This is a genomic window from Streptomyces roseolilacinus (genome assembly GCF_014649335.1).
In the GTDB taxonomy this organism is placed as follows: domain Bacteria; phylum Actinomycetota; class Actinomycetes; order Streptomycetales; family Streptomycetaceae; genus Streptomyces; species Streptomyces roseolilacinus.
This window is the reverse complement of record NZ_BMSV01000001.1, coordinates 19,060-43,613: the sequence shown is the minus strand read 5'-3', so window position 1 is coordinate 43,613 and position 24,554 is coordinate 19,060. Positions and strand designations below refer to the sequence as shown.

Genomic DNA, 24,554 nt, shown 5'->3' with positions numbered 1-24,554 from the left:
TTCGAGGAGGACCCCGTGGCCGCACGGCGGGAACGAACCCACTACCTGTATCTGGCCGTCATCGCGGCGGTCGTCCTCGGCGTCGCCGTGGGCTTCGCCGCGCCGGACGCCGCGAAGGAGCTCAAGCCGCTCGGCACCGGTTTCGTCAACCTCATCAAGATGATGATCTCGCCGGTGATCTTCTGCACGATCGTGCTGGGCGTGGGTTCCGTGCGCAAGGCCGCGAAGGTGGGCGCCGTCGGCGGTCTGGCCCTGGGTTACTTCATGGTCATGTCGACCGTCGCGCTGGCCATCGGCCTCGTCGTCGGCAACCTGCTGGAGCCCGGCGCCGGGCTGCACATCACCGCCGAGACCCGTGCCGCCGGCGAGCAGCAGGCCGAGGGCGCCAGCGAGAGCACCGTCGACTTCGTCCTGGGGATCATCCCCAAGACCCTCGTGTCGGCGTTCACCGAGGGCGAGGTCCTCCAGACGCTGCTCGTCGCGCTGCTCGCGGGCTTCGCGCTGCAGGCGATGGGCAAGGCGGGCGAGCCGGTGCTGCGCGGCATCGGCCACATCCAGCGGCTGGTCTTCCGCATCCTGGCGATGATCATGTGGGCGGCGCCGGTCGGCGCGTTCGGCGCGATCGCCGCGGTGGTCGGCTCGACGGGCGTGGACGCGCTGAAGTCGCTCGCCGTCATCATGCTCGGCTTCTACGCCACCTGCGTCCTCTTCGTCTTCGTCGTGCTCGGCGCGCTGCTGCGCCTGGTCGCGGGCGTCAGCGTCCTGGCGCTGTTCAAGTACCTGGCGCGGGAGTTCCTGCTGATCCTGTCCACGTCGTCGTCCGAGTCGGCGCTGCCGCGGCTGATCGCCAAGATGGAGCACCTGGGCGTGAGCAAGCCCGTCGTCGGCATCACCGTGCCGACCGGCTACTCCTTCAACCTGGACGGCACCGCGATCTACCTGACGATGGCCTCGCTGTTCGTCGCCGAGGCGATGGGGCAGCCGCTGGCGGTCGGCGAGCAGATCTCGCTCCTCGTCTTCATGGTCATCGCGTCGAAGGGCGCGGCGGGCGTCACCGGCGCCGGGCTCGCGACGCTCGCGGGCGGCCTGCAGTCGCACAAGCCCGCGCTCGTCGACGGCGTCGGCCTGATCGTCGGCATCGACCGGTTCATGAGCGAGGCGCGCGCGCTGACCAACTTCGCGGGCAACGCCGTCGCGACCGTGCTGATCGGCACGTGGACGAAGGAGATCGACAAGGACCGGGTGGCGGAGGTCCTCGCCGGCCGGGCGCCGTTCGACGAGACGACGCTGCTGGACGACGGCCACGGCACGGCCGACGACGGCCACGGCACGGCCGACACCCCGGCCGACGGCGCCCCGGCCGTCACCGCTCCGGCCGTCACCGCTCCGGCCGACTCCGCCCCGGAGCGGCCCGCCAAGGTCTGAGGCGCCCCGCCGGGAGGCGGCGGGGTACGGGGCGCGCGGGAGCCGGGGCAGGGCCGGCTCCCGCGCCGTCCTCGGGGGGTCCCGCAGGGCATACCGCCGGTAACATGTCGCTTCGAGCATGACATGAACACGTCCTTGCTTTGACGACGACCGCCACCCGCACCGGTGTGAAGGGATGGTCCCCATGTCACGTCTGGCCCGTACGACCGCCGCGCTCGTCCTCTCCCTGTCGCTCGCCGCCGGCCTCCCGGCGGCCTCGGCCGCCGTCCCGGAGGGGCCCGCGACGCCCGCCGCCGGCCCGCTCCGGGACGTGGTCCTGGTCGGCAACAGCGCGGACGGCACGGTGAGCTTCCTCGACGCCCGCACCCACCGCAACCTCGGCACCCTCGACGTCGTCCCGGACCTGGAGGAGGTCCTCGGCGGCATGGACCTGTTCCGCCGCGCCGCGTACGAGGTGGTCAGGCAGCAGGCCGGCGGCGACAAGTTCGTGGACGACGCCCACCTGTCGCCGGACGGCCGCACCCTGTACGTCTCGCGCGGCAACCTCGGCGACACCGCCGCGTACGACGTGGCGACGGGCCGCCAGGTGTGGCGGACGCGGCTCGACGGGTTCAAGGCCGACCACGCGGCGCTCTCCGCGGACGGCCGGACGTTCGTCGTGTCCGCCATCACCGCGGCCAAGGCGCAGGTCATCGACACGGCGACCGGCCGCATCACCGGCGAGTTCCCGACGGGCACGTACCCGCACGAGAACATCTACTCCGCGGACGGCTCCCTCATCTACAACATGTCCATCGGGGTGACCTCCCTGCCGAAGGCCCTCGACTTCCTCAAGGGCAGCAAGCAGGTGACGGTCGTCGACGCGGCGACACTGAAGGTGGTCCGCACGTACGCCTTCGACAAGGGGATCCGCCCCGCCGTCGTCACCCCGGACGGCAGGACGATGTACGCCCAGCTGTCGTACCTGAACGGCTTCGTCGAGTACGACCTCCAGGCCGGGCGCACGGTCCGCACCGTGGAGATGCCCTTCAGCGAGGCGGGCGCGGCGCTGAAGCCGGACGACTACCCGCAGAACTCCGCCCACCACGGCATGGCCCTGAACGCGGCCCGCGACAAGCTCTGCGTGGCCGGGACCATCGACGACTACACGGCCGTGGTCTCCCGCCCCGGCCTCACCACGGACGGCTTCGTCCACTACCCGCAGGGCTCCCTCCCGTACTGGGCGGTGACCGGCACGGACGGCGGGACGTGCTGGGTGACGCTGTCCAACCGGGACGAGGTGTCGGTCGTCGACTACGCGACGGCGAAGGAGGTCGCGCGGGTGAAGGTGGGCGACTTCCCGCAGCGCGAGCGGACGGGCCGGCTGGCCCCCGAGGCGCTGCCGGGCCTCACGCCCCAGGGGTGACGGGGCGTCGGCGCTTGCCTTGACGCCGACGTCAAGCCCTACGTTCGGGGCATGCGAATCGGCGAACTGGCCCGGCGCGCCGGGGTCACCACCCGCACCCTGCGCTACTACGAGTCGCGCGGGCTGCTCCCGGCGCGCCGCGGCGACAACGGGTACCGGACCTACGGCGAGGACGACCTGCGCCTGCTGCGGCAGATCCGCGTCCTCCAGGACTTCGGCTTCGGCCTGGAGGAGACCCGGCCGTTCGTCGAGTGCCTGCGCGCGGGGCACCCGGCGGGCGACGCCTGCCCCGCGTCGCTCGCCGTGTATCGGCGGAAGCTGACCGAACTGGACGCGCTGATCGACCAGCTCGGCTCCGTCCGCGCGCAGGTCGCCGCGCAGCTGGCCGCCGCCGAGGCCGCCAGGCACGAAGCCCCCGAACCCCGCTGCCAATTTGGAGGCACCACCCCATGAGGACCGTCACCGACGCCGACTTCGCCACCGAGGTCCTGTCCGCGGACCGCCCGGTCCTGGTCGAGTTCACCGCGAAGTGGTGCGGCCCCTGCCGCCAGCTCGCCCCCGTCCTGGACCAGGTGGCCGAGGAGTACGCCGACCGCCTGGACGTCGTCGCCCTCGACGTCGACACCAACCCGGAGGCGGTGTCCCGCTACGCGGTGCTGTCCACGCCGACGCTGCTGCTGTTCGAGGGAGGCGAGCCGGTGAGGTCCCTGACGGGCGCCCTCCCCAAGCGCCGCCTCCTCCAGGCCCTGGCGCTCACCGCGCCCTGACCGGCGGCCCGGCCCCCGGCCCCCGGCCCCCGGCCCCCGGGGGCCGGGGGCCGGGCCGCCGCCGCACCGTCACAGCGCCACACAACGAAAAACCCCCTCCGGATTGACCGGTGGGGGTGGGCGACGCGTAGAGTGGATGACTCTGCGCGCAGGCATGGCAAAGCCTCGCGCGGAGACAACAGGCACACGTTATCGCGTCGGGAGTGGAATTGTCAATCGGTGAGACCGAGGCGCTGCGGGACGAACAGCGGTTCGTCAGGGACCTCCACGCGAGGCTCGACGTCCTCCGGGAGCGGGCCGAGGCGGCCGTGCGCGACGCGCTGAGGAGTGCCGCGAGCGGCCGGCAGGCACGGGTGGAGCGCGACGTGGTCGTCGCCGAGCAGTCCGGGCTGCTCGCCGCGTACGAAGCGGGCGACCGGGCGCTGTGCTTCGGGCGGCTGGTGTTCGAGGACGGGCGCGACCACCACATCGGGCGGATCGGCATCCGGGAGGACGACGCCGAGCGCACCCCCCTCGTCGTCGACTGGCGCGCCGAGGTCGCCCGCCCCTTCTACCTCGCGACCGGCCACACCCCCATGGGCCTCAGCCGGCGCCGCCACCTGACCACCCGGGGCCGCGAGGTCACCGCCCTGCACGACGAGATCCTCGACCTGCGCGACACGACGCGCAGCGGACACGAGGGCCGCGACGCCGACGCCGTGCTGCTCGCCGCGCTCGACGCCGCCCGCACCGGCCGGATGACCGACATCGTGCGGACCGTCCAGGCCGAGCAGGACCGCGTGATCCGCGCACCGCACCAGGGCGTCCTCGTCGTCGAGGGCGGGCCCGGCACGGGCAAGACGGCCGTCGCCCTGCACCGCGCCGCCTACCTGCTGTACGCGCAGCGGGAGCTGCTGGCCCGCCGGGCCGTGCTCGTCGTCGGGCCCAACGCCGCGTTCCTGCGGTACGTCGGCGACGTGCTGCCCGGCCTCGGCGAGACCGGCGTGCTGCTCGCCACCGTGGGCGAGCTGTTCCCCGGCGTCCGCGCGACCGGCACCGACAGCCCCGAGGCCACCGAGATCAAGGGCCGCGCCGCCATGGCGGACGTCCTCGCCCGGTTCGTCCGCGAGCAGCAGACCGTGCCGCCCACCCGGGAGCCCCTGGAGATCGCCCACGACGACTACGGCACGCTCCTCCTCGACCGCGACACGGCCGAGGACGCCCGCTGGGACGCCCGCTCCTGCGGCCTGCCGCACAACCTCGCCCGCCCCCGCTTCGCCACCCGGGTCATCGACGCGCTCACCGCCCAGCTCGCGGACCGGATCGGCGCCGACCCCTACGGCGGGCCCAACCTCCTCGACGCCTCCGACATCGCCCAGCTGGGCAAGGAGATCGCCGCCAGCGACGAGGTGCACGCCGCGATCGACGAGCTGTGGCCCCTCCTCACCCCGCAGCAGCTCGTCGAACGGTTCCTCGACGCCCCGTACGGCCACCTCCCCGACGGGGAGGCCGAGTTCCTGCGCCGGGAACCCGGCTCCCCCTGGACCCCCGCCGACGTGCCGCTCCTCGACGAGGCGGCCGAACTGCTCGGCGAGGACGACTCCGCCGCCCGCGCCGCCGCCGTCCGCGAGCGCGCCGAGCGCGTCGCCTACGCCCAGGGCGTCCTCGACGTGTCGTACGCCTCCCGGACGTACGAGTTCGAGGACGAGGAGTCCGAGGTGCTCGCCGCGCACGACGTCGTCGACGCCGAGCGGTTCGCGGAGCGCCACGAGGAGGACGACCACCGCACCGCCGCCGAACGCGCGGCCGCCGACCGCACCTGGGCGTTCGGGCACGTCATCGTGGACGAGGCGCAGGAGCTGTCCGCGATGGCCTGGCGGCTACTGATGCGCCGCGTCCCGACCCGCTCCATGACCCTCGTCGGCGACCCCGCCCAGACCGGCGACCCGGCCGGCTGCGGCTCCTGGCGGGAGATCCTCGCCCCGTACGTGGGGGACCGCTACGAGCACGTCACGCTCGGCGTCAACTACCGCACGCCCGCCGAGGTCATGGAGGCCGCCGCGGAGGCGCGGCGCGCCGAGGAGCCGGGCTTCCGCCCGCCGCGCTCCGTGCGCTCCACCGGCGTGCCGCCCTGGGAGACCGTGACCGACGACCTGCCCGCCGCCGTCGCGGAGGCGGTCGCCCGCGAGACCCGCGACGAGGGGCGGCTGGCCGTCATCGCGCCCGCCGCCCACCTGCCCGCCCTGGCCGCCGCGCTCCCCGGCGCGGCGCACGGCCCCGACCCGGACCTGACCCGGCCCGTCGTCCTCCTCGAACCGCGGCAGGCGAAGGGCCTGGAGTTCGACACGGTGGTCGTCGCCGACCCGGACGCGATCCGCGCCGCCGGGCCGCACGGCGCCAACGACCTGTACGTGGCGTCGACCCGCGCGACCCAGCGCCTGGGCAGCGTCCGGCTCAGGCCGGCCTGAACCAGACCGTGGCCAGCGGCGGCAGCGTCATGCGGACGCCGTCCGGCTCGCGCTTCAGCGGGCCGGGGTTCCGCACGCCGCTGCCGCCGTACCGCGCGGCGTCCGTGTTGAGGACCTCCTCCCAGGCGGGCACGGAGTCCGGCGCCCACAGCCGGTAGCCGTCGCGCACGACCGGCGAGAAGTTGCTCACCGCCAGCAGCGGGCCGCCCTGCGCGTCGTACCGCACGAACGCGAGGACGTTGTCGTCGGCGGCGTCGCCCAGCGCCCACTGGAAGCCCTCCGGGACCGTGTCCCGCTCCCACAGCGCGGGGGTCGCCGCGTACACGGCGTTCAGGTCGCGGACGAGGTCCCGCACGCCCCGGTGGTCGCCCGCCGAGTGGTAGCCGTCGTCCAGCAGCCACCACTCCGGCCCGTGCGCCTCCGACCACTCCGCGCCCTGCGCGAACTCCTGCCCCATGAACAGCAGCTGCTTGCCCGGATGGGCCCACATGAAGCCCAGGTACGCGCGGTGGGTGGCGCGCCGCTGCCACCAGTCGCCCGGCATCTTCGACACGAGCGCCTGCTTGCCGTGCACCACCTCGTCGTGCGAGATCGGCAGGACGTAGTTCTCGCTGTACGCGTACACCATCGAGAACGTCATCTCGTTGTGGTGGTACTTGCGGTGCACCGGCTCCTTGGAGACGTACACCAGCGAGTCGTGCATCCAGCCCATGTTCCACTTCAGCCCGAAGCCGAGCCCGCCGTGGTCGGTGGGGCGGGTCACGCCCTCCCAGGCGGTGGACTCCTCGGCGATCGTCACCACGCCCGGGCAGCGGCGGTAGACGGTCGCGTTCATCTCCTGGAGGAAGCGGACCGCGTCGAAGTTCTCCCGGCCGCCGTGCTCGTTGGGTGCCCACTCGCCGTACTCCCGCGAGTAGTCGAGGTACAGCATCGAGGCGACGGCGTCGACGCGCAGGCCGTCGATGTGGAACTCCTCGCACCAGTACACGGCGTTCGCCACGAGGAAGTTGCGCACCTCCGTCCGCCCGTAGTCGAACTCCAGCGTCCCCCAGTCGGGGTGCTCGGCGCGGCGCGGGTCCGGGTGCTCGTACAGCGGCGTCCCGTCGAAGCGGGCCAGCGCCCAGTCGTCCTTGGGGAAGTGCGCCGGCACCCAGTCGACGAGGACGCCGATCCCCTCCTGGTGCAGCCGGTCCACGAGGTACCGGAAGTCGTCCGGCGTGCCCAGCCGGGCCGTCGGCGCGTAGTACGAGGTGACCTGGTAGCCCCACGACGGGCTGTACGGGTGCTCGGCGACCGGCATCAGCTCCACGTGCGTGAACCCGAGGTCCTTCACGTACGCCGGCAGCACCTCGGCCAGCTCGCGGTACGTCAGCCCCGGCCGCCACGACGGCAGGTGCACCTCGTACACGGAGAACGGCGACAGGTGCGCCGGGCGCTCGCCGCGGCGGGCCATCCACTCCGCGTCGTGCCACCGGTGGTGCGAGGCGGTGACGACGGAGGCCGTCTCCGGCGGGCACTGGGTGCGGCGCGCCATCGGGTCCGCGCGCATCGAGTGGTGCCCGTCCGGACCGACGACCTCGAACTTGTACAGCGTGCCCTCGTCGACGCCGGGCACGAACAGCTCCCACACGCCGCTGGCGCCCAGCGACCGCATCGGCAGGCCCGTGCCGTCCCAGAACGTCCAGTCCCCGGCCAGCCGCACCCCGCGCGCGTTCGGCGCCCACACGGTGAAGCGCGTCCCCGCCACGCCCTGGTGGGTCGTCACGTGCGCGCCGAGCGCCGTCCACAGCTCCTCGTGGCGGCCCTCCCGGATCAGGTGCAGGTCCAGCTCCCCCAGCGTGGGCAGGAACCGGTACGGGTCGTGGACCTCCAGCTCGGCCTCGTCGTACGAGACGAGCAGCCGGTAGTCGGACGGCACCCGCGGCAGCGGCAGGACCCGGGCGAACAGGCCGTCGCCGCCGTCGTGCAGCGCGTGCCGCTCCCCGTCGGGGAGGACGACGGCGACCGCCCGGGCGTGCGGGCGCAGCGCCCGGAACACCACCCCGTCCGGCACCGCGTGGGCGCCCAGCAGCCCGTGCGGGTCGTGGTGCTCGCCGGCGAGCAGGCGCGCCCGGTCGGCGCCGTCCGGGAAGTGCGCCGGCACCCCGTCGGCCCCGTCCCGGGGGCGGGGCGGCCGGCCGGTCGCGGCGGGCGCCCCGGAGGCGTCCGGGCCGGGTGCGCCCGGGGCCGGGGCGTCCGGCGCGGGTGCGTCCGGGGCGTCCGGGGCATTCTGCGCGGACGCGTCCAGGGTGGTGACGACCGGCTGCGCGGTCCTCGTCGTGGGGGGTTTGCGGGTCGGACGGCGGGGGGTCACGGGAGAGGTCCTCCTCGGTGAGGTGAGTGAGGTGGGGTCACGGGGACGGGGGTGGGACCGGGTCAGGAGCGCCGGTCGGGGGAGAGCCCCGGGCGCCCGGAGAGCGCCCGCCCGGAAAGCGGCGACGCCGGGTCCGCGCCCGGGGGCGAGGCCAGGCGGCGGACGGCCGCCATCGGCACGCGCAGCCAGTCGGGGCGGTGCCGGGCCTCGTAGACGACCTCGTACACCGCCTTGTCCGTCTCGTACGCGCGCAGCAGCGCCTGCTCGTCGCGCGGGTCGCGGCCGGACGCCTCGGCGTAGCCGGAGCAGTACGCGTCACGGCAGCGCTCCGCCCACTCCGGGTGCCAGGGGTGGTGCGAGTGGGCCGCGTAGTCGAAGGAGCGCAGTATCCCGGCGACGTCCCGCACCGCGGGCTGCGGGCGGCGGCGCTCGGCGAGCGGCTTCGAGGGCTCCCCCTCGAAGTCGATCACCGCCCACTCGCCGTCCGGGGTGCGCAGCGCCTGCCCCAGGTGCAGGTCGCCGTGGACCCGCTGGGCGCGCCAGGTGCTGCCGCCCTCGGCGAGCGCGGCGACCGTCTCGAAGGCGGCGCGCAGCCCGGGGACGTACGGCATGAGCGCGGGCACCGCCTGGGTGGCGGCGTCCAGGCGGCGGCTCATCGCGACGGCCAGGTCCCGCGCCTGGCGCCGGGCGAGCGTCACCGTGGGCAGCGCCCGGGCCAGGGCGGTGTGCACCTCGGCGGTGGCCCGGCCCAGCGCGTGCGCCTCCGGGACGAAGTCGCGGCCGCCGGCCAGCGCGTCCAGGGCGAGCCGCCAGCCGTCCCGCGAGCCGCGCAGGTACGGCTGGAGCACGCCCAGCGTCGCGCCGTCCGGCCCGGTGCCCGCCTCGAACCAGGCGACGGGCGCCGGCACCCGCGCGCAGCCGGCGCGGGCCAGGGCCAGCGGCAGCTCCAGGTCCGGGTTGGCGCCCGGGTGGATCCGCCGGAAGATCTTCAGGATGTACGCGTCGCCGTAGACGAGCGACGTGTTCGACTGCTCGGCGTCCAGTACGCGCGGGGTCAGCCCGTCGGGGACGGCCACCGTCCGGTGGAAGCTCAGCGGGCCGATCGCGCCGGGCGAACGCAGCCGTTCCAGGAGCAGCGCGGCGAGCCGCGGGTCCTGGAGCGCCTCGTACACGGTGCGCCCCGCCAGCGGTCCCCGGGTGACGTGCCCGATCAGGGCGGGGGAGAGCCGGGGCGGGAGCGTGTCGCACACGCCCAGCAGCAGCTGGTAGCAGTCTCCGGGCGGAGCGGACGAGGTGACGGGGCCGGGCTGCTGGACGCGGACGAGCAGGTGCAGCAGCCCGGGTCCGGCGGCGCTGAGCGGGAGCAGTTCGGTGGCCGACACGAGGGCGAAGCCGGTGACCGGCTTGCCCTTCCCGGCGAACCACCTTCTGCGCGGCAGCCATTCGTGGAGCAGCGGCGCCAGTGACGGCAGCAGGGCGACGGGTGCCCGGGCGGTGGATGCGGTCTCCGACATGGCAGCGCGTCCTTTCCCCGGGTACTACAGAATGCACGGAATGTGCAGAGTGTCCCGGAATGCGGCATGAGCTGTCCGGCTGTGCGGGACGTGTCGGGCGGGGATGGTCCTTATAGACCCGAATCGACGTATGAGGGGGACAGTGCCCAGGGCGGAGCGAGGGAAACGCCCCGCCCCGACATGCGGGGGCGCGGGGGGTCGAAGACGCGCCGTCAGCGGTGGGCCGGCGCCGCGTCCGCGGGGTCGGCGGCGCGCCGGGCGGCGCGTCCGGCGGAGCGCCGGGCGGACGCGGCGGCCTTCGTGGGGAGCACCGTGTCCTTGCGCAGCCGGAACCAGTAGAAACCGTGCCCGGCGAGGGTCAGCAGGTAGGGCCACTCGCCGACGGCGGGGAAGCGGACCCCGCCGATGAGCTCCACCGGGTGGTGCCCGTTGAACTGCCGCAGGTCCAGCTCGGTCGGCTGCGGGAAGCGCGAGAAGTTGTGCACGCACATCACCAGGTCGTCGCCGTACTCGCGGAGGAAGGCGAGGACGGCCGGATTCGACGAGGGCAGTTCGGTGTACGAGCCGAGCCCGAAGGCCGGGTTCTGCTTGCGGATCTCGATCATCCGGCGCGTCCAGTGCAGCAGCGACGACGGGGACGCCATCGACGCCTCCACGTTCGTCACCTGGTAGCCGTAGACCGGGTCCATGATGGTCGGCAGGTACAGCCGGCCCGGGTCGCAGGAGGAGAAGCCCGCGTTGCGGTCGGGCGTCCACTGCATGGGGGTGCGCACGCCGTCGCGGTCGCCCAGCCAGATGTTGTCGCCCATGCCGATCTCGTCGCCGTAGTACAGGATCGGCGACCCCGGCAGGGACAGCAGCAGGGCGGTGAACAGCTCGATCTGGTTGCGGTCGTTGTCGAGCAGCGGGGCGAGCCGCCTGCGGATGCCGATGTTGGCGCGCATCCGCGGGTCCTTGGCGTACTCCGCGTACATGTAGTCGCGCTCCTCGTCGGTGACCATCTCCAGGGTCAGCTCGTCGTGGTTGCGCAGGAAGATGCCCCACTGGCAGTTCGCCGGGATCGCCGGCGTCTTGGCCAGGACCTCGGAGACGGGGTAGCGGGACTCCCGGCGGACCGCCATGAAGATGCGCGGCATCACCGGGAAGTGGAACGCCATGTGGCACTCGTCGCCGCCGGCGGCGTAGTCGCCGAAGTAGTCGACGACGTCCTCCGGCCACTGGTTCGCCTCGGCGAGCAGGACCGTGTCCGGGTAGGCGGCGTCGATCTCCTTGCGGACCCGCTTGAGGAAGGCGTGGGTCGCCGGGAGGTTCTCGCAGTTGGTGCCCTCCTCCTGGTAGAGGTACGGCACGGCGTCGAGGCGGAAGCCGTCGATGCCCAGGTCCAGCCAGAACCGCAGCGCGGAGAGGATCTCCTGCTGGACGGCCGGGTTCTCGTAGTTGAGGTCCGGCTGGTGCGAGAAGAACCGGTGCCAGTAGTACTGCTTGCGCACCGGGTCGAAGGTCCAGTTGGACGTCTCGGTGTCGACGAAGATGATCCGGGCGTCCTCGAACTGCTTGTCGTCGTCGGCCCAGACGTAGTAGTCGCCGTACGGGCCGTCCGGGTCGGCGCGGGACTCCTGGAACCACGGGTGCTGGTCGCTGGTGTGGTTCATCACGAAGTCGATGATCACCCGCATGCCGCGCTGGTGCGCGGCGTCCACGAACTCGACGAAGTCCGCCAGGTCACCGAACTCCGGCAGTACGGCCGTGTAGTCGGACACGTCGTAACCGCCGTCGCGGAGCGGGGACTTGAAGAAGGGCGGCAGCCAGAGGCAGTCGACCCCCAGCCACTGCAGGTAGTCCAGCTTGGCCGTGAGGCCCCTGAGGTCGCCGATGCCGTCGCCGTTGCTGTCCTGGAAGGAGCGGACCAGCACCTCGTAGAACACGGCCCGCTTGAACCAGTCGGGGTCCCGGTCCTTGGCGGGGGTGTCCTCGAACGTGTCGTGGACGGGCTCGTTCACGGTCATGATGTGGGTGACCCTCCGATCGGGGGAGACGGTCGCAGGACGGAACGGTGCTGATCAGGGGGGCAGCCCCCGGATCCCCGGCACACCACCAGCACGTGCGCGGGTGTGACACCCGGCTCCAGGCGCACATAGTTGGTCCTGCCCCAGTGATATGTCTCGCCGGTGAGCTCGTCGCGCACCGGTACGGTCTCGTGCCAGTCGAGGCCGAGATCCGGCATGTTCAACGAAACCGTCGCCTCCTGGGTGTGGTGGGGGTCGAGGTTCACGACCACCAGAACCACGTTCGAACCCTGCCGTTTGCTGTACGCGATGACCGCGTCGTTGTCGGCGTGGTGGAAGCGGAGGTTCCGCAGCCGCCGCAGCGCCGGATGGCGGCGCCGCAGCCGGTTGAGCGTGGTGATGAGCGGGGCGATGCTGCGGCCCTCCCGCTCGGCGGCCCTCCAGTCGCGGGGCCGCAGCTGGTACTTCTCCGAGTCGAGGTACTCCTCGCTGCCCTCCCGCAGCGGGGTGTTCTCGCACAGCTCGTACCCGGCGTACACCCCCCACGTCGGCGACAGCGTCGACGCGAGCACCGCCCGCGCCTCGAACGCCGGCCGCCCGCCGTGCTGGAGGTAGGCGTGCAGGATGTCGGGGGTGTTCACGAACAGGTTCGGCCGCATGCAGGCGGCCGTCCGCGTGGACAGCTCCGTCAGGTACTCGGTCAGCTCCTGCTTGGTGTTCCGCCAGGTGAAGTACGTGTACGACTGCTGGAAGCCGATCGCGCCGAGCGTCCGCATCATCGCCGGCCGGGTGAACGCCTCCGCCAGGAAGATCACGTCCGGGTCGGTGCGGTTGACGTTGGCGATGACCTTCTGCCAGAACACCACCGGCTTCGTGTGCGGGTTGTCGACGCGGAAGATCCGCACGCCGTGCGCCATCCAGTGCCGCAGCACCCGCACTGTCTCGCGGATGATGCCGCGCATGTCCTCGTCGAACGCGAGGGGGTAGATGTCCTGGTACTTCTTCGGCGGGTTCTCGGCGTACGCGACGGTGCCGTCCGCCCGGTGCCGGAACCACGCCGGCCGCTTCCTCACCCACGGGTGGTCCGGGGAGCACTGGAGTGCGAAGTCCAGCGCCACCTCCAGGCGCAGCTCCCGCGCCCGCGCCACGAACGCGTCGAAGTCCTCCAGCGTGCCCAGGTCCGGGTGGACCGCGTCGTGCCCGCCGGCGGCCGAGCCGATCGCCCAGGGCACGCCCGGGTCGTCGGGGCCGGCCTCCAGCGTGTTGTTCGGGCCCTTGCGGTGCGTCGTGCCGATCGGGTGGATCGGCGGCAGGTACACCACGTCGAAGCCCATCGCGGCGATCGCCGGCAGCCGCTCGGCGGCCGTGCGGAACGTCCCCGACACCAGCCGGCCGTCCTCGTCGCGGCGCGCGCCCTCGGAGCGCGGGAACATCTCGTACCACGACCCGTACAGCGCCCGCTCCCGCTCCACCAGCAGCGGCAGCGGCCGGGACGCGGTGACCAGCTCGCGCAGCGGGTGGCGCTCCAGCGTCTCCCGCACCTGCCCGGCCAGCGCGGCGGCGAGCCGGTCGGCGGGGGAGAGGCGCACGTCCCGCAGCGCGTCCACCGCCGCCAGGACGGCCTCCCGGCCCTCGTCCTTCGGGACCCCGTCCGCGGCCCGCTCGTGCAGGGCGGCGCCCTCGGCCAGGACCAGTTCCGTGTCGATGCCCGCGGGGACCTTGACGCCGGCCTCGTGGCGCCAGGTGGCGACCGGGTCGCTCCACGCCTCCACGTGGTACGTCCACAGGCCCTCGCAGGTCGGGGTGACGTCGGCACCCCAGCGGTCCGTGCCGGGCGCGAGCTCCCGCATCGGGGTGAACGGGCCCGGCCGCCCCGACGGGTCGGTGAGCACGACGTCGGCGGCGACCGCGTCGTGGCCCTCCCGGAAGACCGTGGCCGAAACCTGGAAGGTCTCACCGGCCACCGCCTTCGCGGGCCTTCTGCCGCAGTCGACGAGGGGGGAGACGTCCAGGACGGGGATACGACCGATCAGCGCGTTCACAGCATCACCTGAAGGTTGTGTACGAGGTATCGCTCTTTGTAACCGCTCCGTTGCGGCATGGCGCGTCGCGGGCATCACCGCTCCTCTCCGGGTTCACTCGGGTGGGCGGGTACCGGGGGAGCCTTCCCACACCCCTCGGGTGGGCAATCCGGGGGTTTCCCGCCTTCCGGCCCGAAAGGGCGTCAGGCCAGACAGCCGAGGACCGACCCCGTTCGGAGGAATTCCGGGGCCGGTCCACGGTCGGGTGTGTCATTTTTTTCGCTTGTCACGCCTTCGGACCCCGCGGGCGGGGGCCGGCGGGAGCCTCGCGCCTCCCGCGCGCCCGCCGTCCGCCCGCGGCGCCCGGGGGCGGACCGGGCCCTCAGGAGGAGGGCGTGCCGGTCGCCTCCTCCGCCCACACCTGCCACGGGCGCCGCGCCACCCAGTCCTCGACCGGCGCGGGCGCCGGTGACAGCGCCCGGGCCGCCGCGCCGCCGTCCCCGGCCATCAGCAGCGGCTCGGCCCCCGACGCCATGTAGCGGTAGACGCCCGAGACGCCGGCCGCCGCCTCCGCGCCCAGCACCCGCGCCAGGCCCTGCTCGAACACCGACGGGTCCAGCGGCTCGTACCGCACGGACCGGCCGAGGCCGCGGGCGAACGCCTCCGCCAGCTCGTCGCCGGTGAGCGTCCGCGCGCCGCCGACGTCGAACGTCCGCCCCTCCACGCCGTCCGCGGTGAGCGCCCCGTACACCGCCTCCGCCAGGTCCTCGTGGGAGAGCCAGGCGACGGGGGTGCGGGCGGGCAGCGGACAGGCCAGCACCCCGTCGTTGACGAGCGCCGGGGCGTTCCACGGGCTGAACAGGTTGTCGAGGTACATGGGCGGGCGCACCACCACCAGCGGCACGCCGCCGTCGCGCAGCACCTCCTCGGCGACGCGCCGCGTCTCGAACGCCGCCAGGGAGGTGACCCGGGCCGGCACGCGGGTGTTGGCGTTGTACACGATCCGGCGCACCCCCGCGTCCCGCGCCGCCGCCGCGATGTTCCGCGCGTACCGGGCGACCCGCTCCGCCTCGTACACCAGCGGCATCACCACCGCCGCGTGCGTCGCGCCCTCGAACAGCGCCCGCACGTCCTCGGCGTCGGCCAGGTCTCCGGAGGCGCAGGCCACCCCGGGCAGCGGCGGCCGGTCCCCCGCGGGGCGGCGCGACAGGGTCCGCACGCGGTGGTTCCGCTCGACCAGGAGGCGGGCGACGGCGCCGCCCTGGAAACCGGTCGCCCCCACCACGGCGACGCGCATCGGAATGTGATCGGACATATGCCTGAAGGGCCCTTCGATAGGGTGTCTCTGCTGCCGGGAAGGCACCTTTCAGGCTGGCGGCGACAGCTTTGGCCGATCAATTAACAAACCGGGGCGGGGGTTGAGGGATCGTCCATGGACATCATGCGGAACGACGGCGACGACCTCCTGAGCGAGCTGCTGAAGCCGCTCCGGCTCACCGGGGTGTTCGACAGCCGCTGGCACGTACGGGCCCCCTGGGCCATCGAGGGGGACGCGGAGCGCAGCTGCGCCGTCCTCCACTACGTCGTCGAGGGCGACTGCTGGATCAGCGGGACCGACCAGCCCGCCCAGCAGCTCCTCGCCGGTGACCTGGCCGTCTTCCCGACCGGCGCGGCCCACTGCCTCTCCGACCACCCCGAACGGCAGGGCGTCCCCCTCAAGGCCGTGCTGCCCGAGCGGCAGCCCGGCACGTCCGGCGAGATCAGCATCGGCGGCGAGGGGCCCGAGACCCGGCTGCTCTGCGCGGGGCTGCACTACGACTCCAGCGCCGCCACCGGCCTCTACCGGGCCCTGCCCTGGGTGCTCGTCCTCGACCGCCCCCAGGTCGACCGGGAGCCGCTGCTCCGCGACACGCTGCGGCTGCTCGCCTCGCCCGACCGGCCCGCCGGCCCCGGCGACCGGCTCATCACCCTCCGCGCCTTCGAGATGGCCCTCGTCCTCGCGCTGCGCCCGCTGCTGCGCGACTTCGCCGAGAACCCCGCCGTCCTGCCCGTGCTGCGCCACCCCGGCATCAGCCGCGCCATGGTCATGATCGCCACCCGGTTCGCGGAGCCGTGGACGATCGATTCCCTCGCCCGCGAGGTCGGCATGTCCCGCTCGGCGTTCACCGCCGCCTTCCGCGAACTCGTCGGGGAGGCGCCGGCCCGCCACCTGACGGGCCGCCGGATGCAGGAGGCGGCCCGGCTGCTGTGCGAGACCTCCCTGCCGCAGTCCGCCGTGCCGCAGCGCGTCGGCTACCAGAGCGCGGTCGGCTTCCACCTGGCCTTCCGCAAGTGGTTCGGCAAGACGCCCGGCGAGTACCGGTCCCACCCGACGGGCGTCGCGTGAGGGCCGCCCCGGCCCGCGCCCCCCGCCCGGCGTCCCGGACATCCCGGTCGCAACGGTGGACAACGGCTGGCCGGTTCTTAAGGACCGCTGGACGGACGTTCATTGCCGCGGGCGGCCACCGGCGGTCAGGCTCTGGTCGGCACAGCCGTTCCCCAGAGGAGACATGGTGACCAGGTCCGGTCAGGAACACCCGCGGTCGCTGCGCGACGGCCGGGAGACACGGCTCGGCGGCGAGCGGGCCGAGGACGTCACCGGACACCCCGCCCTCCGCGGCACCGCCGCCTCCCCGGCCCCCCTGGACGACCCGGCGCAGGCCTCCGGGCACGCGGCCGTCCTCCCCCGGGACGGCGTCCACCGCGCCCACCCGGCCCCCCGCTCGTACGTCCGCTCGCCCGGCACCCCGGCCGAGGAGCGCGTGAAGCCGCCGAAGCCGTCCCGGGGCGCGCCCGGCTCCGAGTCCGCCGGGCGCCACGAGCCGTACGAGCGCTCCTCCCACGCCACCCCGCACGTCGCGCTCCCGCGGCGGGCGGGGGAGGGCGACGGCCCGGCCCGCGGGCCCCTCGCCCGCGCGTGCCTCCACGGGCGCGCCCCGGGCGACGCCGCACGGGAGCCCCGGTGACCCGCCCGGCCGGCACGAGCACGACGCGCCGGCCGCGCCCGCCCGCCCCCCGACCGGCGCCCCCGCGCCAGGACGGGGTGGGCGCCCCGCGGTGACCGCCCGCCGGCCCGGTGCGGGCCCCCGGCGGCTCCCGCCGCCCGGGCACGCGCCGCCCCGCCGGAGCGGACCGCGTCACACCTCATCCACACATGCCCGAGAGGGGCCTGCGTTGATCCTGTACGACCTGGTCGAGCCCGGACTCGACACCTGCGCCGAACCGCGTCACCGCACAGCCGGGATACGCGCCGCCGACCCGCTCGGCGCCGACGTGCTCCTCGCCGCCGTCCCCGGCGCGGACGACGACGCCGACACGGCCGCGCTCCCCGCCGCCCCGCGGGACCCCGTCCCCGACCCCGACCGGGTCGCCGACGGGAACGCCGTCGGGTGCCCCGCCGCGACGCGGGGCCCCGGCCCCCTCCCCGGTCCGCCCGGGCGCCACGGCGTCCGGCCCGTCGCCGCCGTCCCCGAGGCCCTCCCCGTCCCGGGGGAGCCCGGCCGCCGCACCGGCACGGTGACCCGCGGCCACGAGACCCTCGTCCGCCGCGCCGCGGTCCCGCCGCGCACCCCGGCCGCGTGAGAGGACCACGGGACATGACTCCGGACCACACCACCCAGGGCACCCCCCCGGCCGCCCCCGACGACACCCGCCCGGCGGCTCCCGGCGACGCCGCCCCGGCCGTCCCGCACGACGCCGCCCGCGCGAACCCCGGCGACGGCGCCCGCGCCACGCCCGGCGGCACCGCCCTCGACGACGTCCTCGACGACGCCACCCTCGACGGCGTCGTTCCCGGTGCCGACGCCCCCGGCGCGACCTGCGGCACCGCCCGCGAGGCCGCCCGCGCCACCTGCGCGCGGCAGGAGGCCGCCGAGTGCGGCGGGGCCGCCGCGGCCCGCTCGCTGGAACCCGACGTCCTCGTCGTCGGCGGTGGGATCGCCGGCCTCACCACGGCGCTCGCCCTGCACGCCGCCGGCTTCGTCCGGGTGACCGTCGTCGAGGCGGCGACCGGGACGCGCCCCGTGGACGCCGGGCTGAACCTCATGCCCGACGCCGTGCGCGAACTCGACGCGCTCGGCCTGCTCGACCGGCTGGAGGCCGACGCCGTCCGCACCGGGGAACTGCGCTACTACCACCGCTGCGGCGCCCTCGTCGCCCGCGAGGAGCGCGGCCTGCGGGCCGGCTACCGCTGGCCGCAGCTGTCCGTGCACCGCGCCCACCTCCGGCGCGTCCTCGCCGACGCCGTGCGCGAACGCCTCGGCGAGGGCACCCTCGTCACCGGCGTCCGCGTCACCGGAGTGGACCGGCAGCCCGGCGACGCCCGGCCCCGCGTGCGGATCGAGCACCGCTCCGGCGCCGTCCGCAGCCTCTCCTGCCTCGAACCGGACCTGCTGATCGGCGCCGACGGCGTCCGCTCCGCCGTGCGCTCCGCCCTCCACCCCGACGAGGGCGAACCCCCGCGGAACGGGATGCTCGTGTGGCGCGGGGTGTCCCGGATGGACCCCCGCCGCGCCGCGCCGTTCATGCTGGTCGCCGGCGACGACCGGCAGAAGGCCGTCGTCCACCCGGTGACCGAGCCGTCCCCGCACCGCCCCGAGGTCCTCGTCACCTGGGCGCTCGCCATGCCGGCGGACGCCGTCGACGGGCGGTCCCCCGGCGACTGGGAGCGCCCGGTGCCGGTCGGCCGGTTCCTCGGCCACTACGAGGGCTGGGAGTTCGACGGGGTCAGTGTCCCGGAGGTGCTGCGCGCGGCCGACGGCGCGTACGAATACCCCCTGGTGGACCGCGATCCCCTCGCCCGCTGGAGCCACGGCCGCACGACCCTGGTCGGCGACGCCGCCCACCCCGCGTGCCCCCTCGGGTCCGACGGCGCCACCCGGTCCGTCGTCGACGCCCGCGCCCTCGCCCACGCCCTGGCCGTCCACCCGGATCCGGTGGAGGCCCTCGCCGCGTACGAGGCCGAGCGCCGCTCCGCCGGGACCGGACTCCAGTGGGCCGACCGGGGCCCCGGCCCGGAGGCCGTCGTCCACCTGGCCCACGAGCGGGCCCCCGCCGGCTTCACCGACATCGACGACGTCGTCCCGCCGGAGGAGCGCCGCGCCATCGCCGCCCGGTACGCGGCGACCGGCGCGTCCGACCGCGAGACGGTCAACCAGGGATCCCCGTACGACGTCCCGGGCACCGCCCCCGGCGCACCCGCCGCCGGCCCGCCGCCCCACGGCGCGCCGGCGTCCGCCGCGCCCGCCCCCGGGACCCCGGCGCACGGCCTCCTCGCCCCCGGCGCGCCCGCCCACGGGTCCCTGTTCCACGGCACGTCCCGCGACACGCCCCCGTACGGCGTATCCGCGCGCGCCACCCCGTTCCGCGACACGCCCGGTACGCACGTGCTCCCCTGAACGCGCCCCCGGTGCCACGTGCGCCGTGCGCCGTGGTCGGGCGCGGCGCCGTGGCACTACCGTCGGGACAGGACGGCGGACGCATAACGTGGTGTGTCCGCCACTGTACGTATCTCCCCTGCGAAGGTGGAACACGTGAAGGCCATCCGTCGATTCACCGTCCGCCCCGTCCTGCCCGACCCCCTGCGACCCCTCAGCGACCTCGCGCGCAACCTGCGCTGGTCCTGGCACGCCGAGACCCGCGAACTGTTCCAGGCCGTCGACCCCGAGGGGTGGCGCGCGGCCGGCGGCGACCCCGTCCGGCTCCTCGGCACCGTCTCCGCCGCGCGGCTCGGCGAGCTCACCAGGGACCGGAGGTTCCTGCGCCGCCTGACCGCCGCCGCCGACGACCTCGACGACTACCTGCGCGGCCGCCGCTGGTACCAGAACCGGACCGTCGGCGAGGGCGACGACACCGACCTGCCCGACGCCATCGCGTACTTCTCGCCCGAGTTCGGCGTCACCGCCGCCCTGCCGCAGTACTCCGGCGGCCTCGGCATCCTCGCCGGCGACCACCTCAAGGCCGCCAGCGACCTCGGCGTCCCCCTCGTCGGCGTCGGCCTGCTCTACCGGCACGGCTACTTCCGCCAGTCGCTCTCCCGCGACGGCTGGCAGCAGGAGCACTACCCGCTCCTCGACCCCAACGAGATGCCCCTGACGCTGCTGCGCCGCCCCGACGGTGGCCCCGTCCGCGTCTCCCTCGCCCTGCCCGGCGGCCGCTCCCTCCACGCGCACGTGTGGGTGGCGCAGGTCGGCCGCGTCCCGCTGCTCATGCTCGACTCGGACGTCGAGGAGAACGGACCGGGCGAACGGAACGTCACCGACCGGCTCTACGGCGGGGGCAGCGAGCACCGGCTGCTGCAGGAGATGCTCCTGGGAATAGGAGGTGTCCGGGCCGTACGGGCGTACTGCGCCCTCACGGACCACCCCGCCCCCGAGGTGTTCCACACCAACGAGGGCCACGCCGGCTTCCTGGGCCTGGAGCGCATCCGGGAGCTGACCGACCGGGGCACCGACTTCGACGCCGCCCTGGAGGCCGTACGGGCCGGGACGGTGTTCACCACCCACACGCCCGTCGCCGCCGGCATCGACCGCTTCGACCGCGACCTCGTCGCCCGCCACTTCGGGCCCGGCGCCGAACTGCCCGACGTGGACGTCGGCCGCGTCCTGCAGCTCGGCCGCGAGACGTACCCGGGCGGCGACCCGAACGTCTTCAACATGGCCGTCATGGGACTGCGCCTCGCCCAGCGGGCCAACGGCGTCTCGACGCTGCACGGCGCCGTCAGCCGCTCGATGTTCGCCGGCCTGTGGCCCGGCTTCGACCCGGAGGAGGTGCCGATCACCTCCATCACCAACGGCGTCCACGCCCCCACCTGGGTGGCGCCCGAGGTGATCCGGCTCGGCGCCCGCCGGATCGGCGCGCAGCGCGCCGAGGACGCCCTCAGCGTGGGCGGCTCCCAGCGCTGGGACGCCGTCGCGGAGATCGACGACGCCGCGATCTGGGAGCTCCGCCGCGACCTGCGGGAGCAGCTGGTCCACGAGGTGCGCGCCCGCCTCCACGCCTCCTGGCGGGAGCGCGGCGCCGGCGCGGCCGAGCTGGGCTGGATCGACGGGGTCCTCGACCCGGACATCCTCACCATCGGCTTCGCGCGCCGCGTCCCCTCGTACAAGCGGCTGACGCTGATGCTCCGCGACCGCGACCGGCTGCGCGAACTGCTGCTGCACCCGACGCGGCCCGTGCAGATCGTCGTCGCGGGCAAGGCCCACCCGGCGGACGACGGCGGGAAGCGGCTGGTGCGGGAGATGGTCCGGTTCGCCGACGACCCGCGCGTGCGCCACCGCATCGTCTTCCTGCCGGACTACGGCATGGCGATGGCGAAGAAGCTGTACCCGGGCTGCGACGTGTGGCTGAACAACCCGCTGCGCCCCCTGGAGGCGTGCGGGACGAGCGGCATGAAGGCCGCGCTCAACGGCGGCCTCAACCTGTCGGTGCGGGACGGCTGGTGGGACGAGTGGTACGACCCGGACTTCGGCTGGTCCATCCCCACCGCGGACGGCCCCACCACCGACGAGGACCGGCGCGACGACCTGGAGGCGAACGCGCTGTACGAGCTGATCGAGCAGCGGGTCGCGCCGCGCTTCTACGACCGGGGCGCGGACGGGCTGCCCGGGCGGTGGATCGAGATGGTCCGCCGCACCCTGTCGACCCTGGGCCCGAAGGTGCTGGCGGGGCGTATGGTGCGGGAGTACGTGGAGCAGCTGTACGTCCCGGCCGCGCGGGCCCACCGCTCCCTGGACCCGGACGCGGCGCGGGAACTGGCCGGGTGGAAGTCCCGGATCCGGGCGGCCTGGCCGGGCGTGGCCGTCGACCACGTCGAGGTGGACGAGACCAGCGAGGTCGCCGAACTGGGCTCCACGCTGGCCCTGCGGGTCCGGGTCACCCTCGGCGACCTGACCCCGGAGGACGTGGAGGTCCAGGCGGTCGCCGGCCGGGTGGACACCCGTGACGCGCTGGCCGACGCCCGGACGTTCCCGCTGAAGCCGGCGGGCGGCGGCAGCGGCCCGGACCAGCAGGGCCGCTGGGTGTACGAGGGCCCGCTGACCCTGGACCGCACGGGGCCGTTCGGCTACACGGTCCGCGTCCTGCCGGCGCACCGGCTCCTCGCGGCCGGCGCCGACCTGGGGCTGGTGGCGCTGCCCGCGGAGTCGGCGGCGGAGGGCGCGGGCGTCCTGCTGCGCTGACCGGCGCCCCGTGGCCGTCGCCCCCTCCCCACGCGGGGGGCGACGGGCCCGGACCCAGCCTGCCGCCTCCGCCGGGGCCCGGACATCCTCCTGCGGTCCCGGTCCCCCTCGGCCGCCGGACGGACCCGGCCCCGGTACCGGAGGACGAGCCGGCTTTCCGTCACGGCCGTCCGGCCGCCCCCGCGGCGCGCCGCGGGGGCGGCCCGGGGCACGCGTGAGGCCGCCGCCCTCGCGGGCGGCGGCCTCCTCCCGGCCTGGCGGGGTCCTCCCGGTCTACGGGAAGGTCAGCTTGAAGCCGTTGATGTAGCCGGTGTCGTAGCGGGCCGTGTCCTGGACGCGGAGCTGCCAGGTGCCGTTGGCGACCTCGCTGGACGCGTCGACGGTGTACGTCTCCTGGACGTTGTCCGCGGAGTCGCTGCCGCTGGCGCTCTTCAGCCGGTACGCGGTGCCGTCCGGGGCGACCAGGTCGACGACCAGGTCACCGCGCCAGGTGTGGACGATGTCCACGCCGACCTTCAGCGCGGAGGGCGCGTTGCCGGTCAGGCCGGTGACGGCGACGGACGAGGAGACGGCCGCCCCGGCGTCGGGGATGTTCACGTCCGCGGCGTTCTCGAAGACCTTGCCGACCGGCGGCTCGCCGCCGCCGGGGCGGGCCCCGACGTTGACGCCGGCCCAGGCGTGCTCGACGGCCTTGACCTCGGCGCTGCCCGCGCCGTACAGCTCGGTGGCGACGGCGACCGTGCCGGTGCGGGCACCCGCGTAGTTCGTGGTGCTGGTGAACTTCGTGGTGAGCGCCTTGAACCAGATCAGCGCGGCCTTGTCGCGGCCGATGCCGGTGACGGGGAGCCCGTCGGAGGTCGGCGAGTCGTAGCTGACGCCGTTGACGGTCTTGGCGCCGCTGCCCTCGGAGAGCAGGTAGAACCAGTGGTTCGCCGGGCCCGAGGAGTAGTGGACGTCGATGCCGCCGATGCCGGAGTACCAGGCGTCCTTGGACGAGCCGTCCCTGCTCGGCTTGTCCATGTAGCGCAGCGGGGTGCCGTTGCCGCGGATGTCGATCTTCTCGCCGACCAGGTAGTCGCCGACGTCCTTGGGGTTGTTGGCGTAGAACTCGACGGCGGCGGCGAAGATGTCGGACGTCGCCTCGTTCAGGCCGCCGGACTCGCCGCTGTAGACCAGCTTCGCGGTCACGGAGGTCAGGCCGTGGGTCATCTCGTGCGCGGCCACGTCGATGGAGGTGAGCGGCTTGGCGTTGTTGGTGCCGTCGCCGTACGTCATGCAGAAGCAGCTGTCCTGCCAGAACGCGTTGACGTAGTTGTTGCCGTAGTGGACGCGCGAGTACGCGCCGACGCCGTCGCCCCGGATGCCGGAACGGCCGTGCACGTTCTTGTAGTAGTCCCAGGTGAGCGCGGCGCCGTAGTGGGCGTCGGCGCCCGCGGTCTCCAGGTTGGCCGGGGTGCCGTCGCCCCAGGTGTCGTCGGCGCCGGAGAACAGCGTCCCGGTGCCGGAGGTGCCGCGGTTGAGGTTGTACGTCTTGTGGCTGCCGCGCGCGGTGTCGGTCAGGGTGTAGTTGCTGCCGGACTGGGCGGTGCCCAGGGTGACCTGGCCGCTGTACTGGGTGTTGCCGGTCCCGTTGTGGACGGCCTGCCACTCGTACAGCTTGGCGCCGGTCGCGGCGTCGGTGACCACGTGCAGCTCGTTGGGGGTGCCGTCGTGCTGGAGGCCGCCGACGACGGTCTCGTACGCGAGGACGGGCTTGCCCTGCGCGAGCCACACGACCTTGCGGGGGGCCCGCTCCGCCTCCGACGCCTTCGAGCCCTCCGCGCGGGCGGCGGTGAGCGCCTGCCGCTCGGCCGCGGCCGGGGCGACCTCGGCGGTCGTGTCGACGTTCCTCAGTTCCGCGCGGGACGCCTTGGCGACGCTCTCCGTGCGCCCGGACCCGTTCTCGGTGACCAGGAGGTCGCCGCCGAGGACCGGCAGCCCGGCGTACGTCCGCTCGTAGCGCGTGTGGGTGGTGCCGTCGCGGTCCTGGACCACGTCGCGGACGACGAGCTTCTCCTGGGCGCCGAGGCCCAGCTCCTTCGCCTTCTCGGCCTTGCCGGCGTCGGCCGCGCGGATGAGCGCGGTGCGCTGCGCGGGGGAGAGGTCGGCCGGGAGCGAGCCCGGGTCGGCCTGGGAGGCGGCCTGGCCCTTCGGCGCCGTGGCGGCCCGGGAGTCGTCGGCGGTGGCGGACCCGGTCTGGACGCCCACGGCGAGCATGGCGGCGGCGGCTATCAGGGCACCGGTTGCGGTCGCGCGACGGGATGGCGTGGATCTCACGCGGAACTCCTTTGCGAGGGGGGTACCGGGGGCGGGGTGGGCCCACGGGCGGTGCAAACAGAGCAGGCGGAGCGACGTGCGGAG

16 protein-coding genes are annotated in these 24,554 nt (G+C 74.5%); 10 read left to right on the top strand and 6 right to left on the bottom strand.

The features are described 5' to 3' along the window. The first annotated feature begins 15 nt into the window (after positions 1-15). The 5 genes from IE106_RS00150 to IE106_RS00130 all read left to right on the top strand — a co-directional run bounded on the left by IE106_RS00150 (position 16) and on the right by IE106_RS00130 (position 6,044). A complete protein-coding gene (locus IE106_RS00150) occupies positions 16-1,425 on the top strand; it encodes a cation:dicarboxylate symporter family transporter (RefSeq protein ID WP_189529155.1) in 1,410 nt (469 codons plus the stop codon). Positions 1,426-1,609: 184 nt separating this feature from the next. Next, positions 1,610-2,830, top strand: a complete 1,221-nt coding sequence (locus tag IE106_RS00145; protein ID WP_189529154.1) for a YncE family protein — start codon at positions 1,610-1,612, stop codon at positions 2,828-2,830. Between the two features lie 51 nt (positions 2,831-2,881). After that, entirely contained in the window at positions 2,882-3,283 is a 402-nt protein-coding gene (locus IE106_RS00140; RefSeq protein WP_189529153.1) for a MerR family transcriptional regulator, read from the top strand. Continuing rightward, positions 3,280-3,597, top strand: a complete 318-nt coding sequence (gene trxA, locus IE106_RS00135) for a thioredoxin (RefSeq protein ID WP_189529152.1) — start codon at positions 3,280-3,282, stop codon at positions 3,595-3,597. The genes IE106_RS00140 and trxA overlap by 4 nt, the downstream gene beginning before the upstream one ends. A gap of 203 nt (positions 3,598-3,800) precedes the next feature. Then, complete coding sequence (locus tag IE106_RS00130; RefSeq protein ID WP_229839891.1) at positions 3,801-6,044, top strand: HelD family protein; 2,244 nt, start codon at positions 3,801-3,803, stop codon at positions 6,042-6,044. Here IE106_RS00130 and glgB read toward each other — a convergent pair. The 5 genes from glgB to IE106_RS00105 all read right to left on the bottom strand — a co-directional run bounded on the left by glgB (position 6,031) and on the right by IE106_RS00105 (position 15,253). Beyond that, on the bottom strand, positions 6,031-8,397 hold the full coding sequence (glgB, locus tag IE106_RS00125) for a 1,4-alpha-glucan branching enzyme (protein WP_189529151.1): 2,367 nt from the start codon (positions 8,395-8,397) through the stop codon (positions 6,031-6,033). The two genes, IE106_RS00130 and glgB, sit on opposite strands and share 14 nt — an antisense overlap. Positions 8,398-8,459: 62 nt before the next feature. After that, positions 8,460-9,911 carry a maltokinase N-terminal cap-like domain-containing protein gene (locus IE106_RS00120; protein WP_189529150.1) on the bottom strand — a complete coding sequence of 484 codons (1,452 nt, stop codon included), beginning with the start codon at positions 9,909-9,911 and terminating at the stop codon, positions 8,460-8,462. 212 nt (positions 9,912-10,123) lie between these two features. Beyond that, positions 10,124-11,917, bottom strand: a complete 1,794-nt coding sequence (gene treS / locus IE106_RS00115) for a maltose alpha-D-glucosyltransferase (protein WP_189529149.1) — start codon at positions 11,915-11,917, stop codon at positions 10,124-10,126. Next, positions 11,914-13,950 carry an alpha-1,4-glucan--maltose-1-phosphate maltosyltransferase gene (locus tag IE106_RS00110; RefSeq protein WP_189529879.1) on the bottom strand — a complete coding sequence of 679 codons (2,037 nt, stop codon included), beginning with the start codon at positions 13,948-13,950 and terminating at the stop codon, positions 11,914-11,916. Before IE106_RS00110 ends, treS begins: the two co-directional genes overlap by 4 nt. A gap of 370 nt (positions 13,951-14,320) precedes the next feature. Further along, positions 14,321-15,253: an SDR family oxidoreductase gene (locus IE106_RS00105; protein WP_189529148.1), complete on the bottom strand. Its 933-nt coding sequence runs from the start codon at positions 15,251-15,253 to the stop codon at positions 14,321-14,323. A gap of 117 nt (positions 15,254-15,370) precedes the next feature. On the opposite strand from IE106_RS00105, the gene IE106_RS00100 reads away from it, so the two are divergent. The 5 genes from IE106_RS00100 (at position 15,371) to glgP (ending at position 22,154) form a co-directional block, all read left to right on the top strand. Further along, complete coding sequence (locus tag IE106_RS00100) at positions 15,371-16,324, top strand: AraC family transcriptional regulator (protein WP_229839889.1); 954 nt, start codon at positions 15,371-15,373, stop codon at positions 16,322-16,324. 163 nt (positions 16,325-16,487) lie between these two features. Continuing rightward, complete coding sequence (locus IE106_RS30630; RefSeq protein ID WP_189529147.1) at positions 16,488-16,943, top strand: hypothetical protein; 456 nt, start codon at positions 16,488-16,490, stop codon at positions 16,941-16,943. Between the two features lie 208 nt (positions 16,944-17,151). Beyond that, positions 17,152-17,559 (top strand): hypothetical protein, encoded by a 408-nt coding sequence (locus tag IE106_RS00090; RefSeq protein ID WP_189529146.1) that lies wholly within the window; start codon positions 17,152-17,154, stop codon positions 17,557-17,559. 14 nt (positions 17,560-17,573) lie between these two features. Continuing rightward, positions 17,574-19,373: an FAD-dependent monooxygenase gene (locus IE106_RS00085; RefSeq protein WP_189529145.1), complete on the top strand. Its 1,800-nt coding sequence runs from the start codon at positions 17,574-17,576 to the stop codon at positions 19,371-19,373. A 135-nt stretch (positions 19,374-19,508) separates the two neighbouring features. After that, positions 19,509-22,154 (top strand): alpha-glucan family phosphorylase, encoded by a 2,646-nt coding sequence (glgP, locus tag IE106_RS00080; RefSeq protein WP_189529144.1) that lies wholly within the window; start codon positions 19,509-19,511, stop codon positions 22,152-22,154. Between the two features lie 273 nt (positions 22,155-22,427). Here the strand turns inward: glgP and IE106_RS00075 are convergent, their stop codons facing one another. Further along, on the bottom strand, positions 22,428-24,470 hold the full coding sequence (locus IE106_RS00075; protein WP_189529143.1) for a M4 family metallopeptidase: 2,043 nt from the start codon (positions 24,468-24,470) through the stop codon (positions 22,428-22,430). Positions 24,471-24,554: the final 84 nt, after the last annotated feature.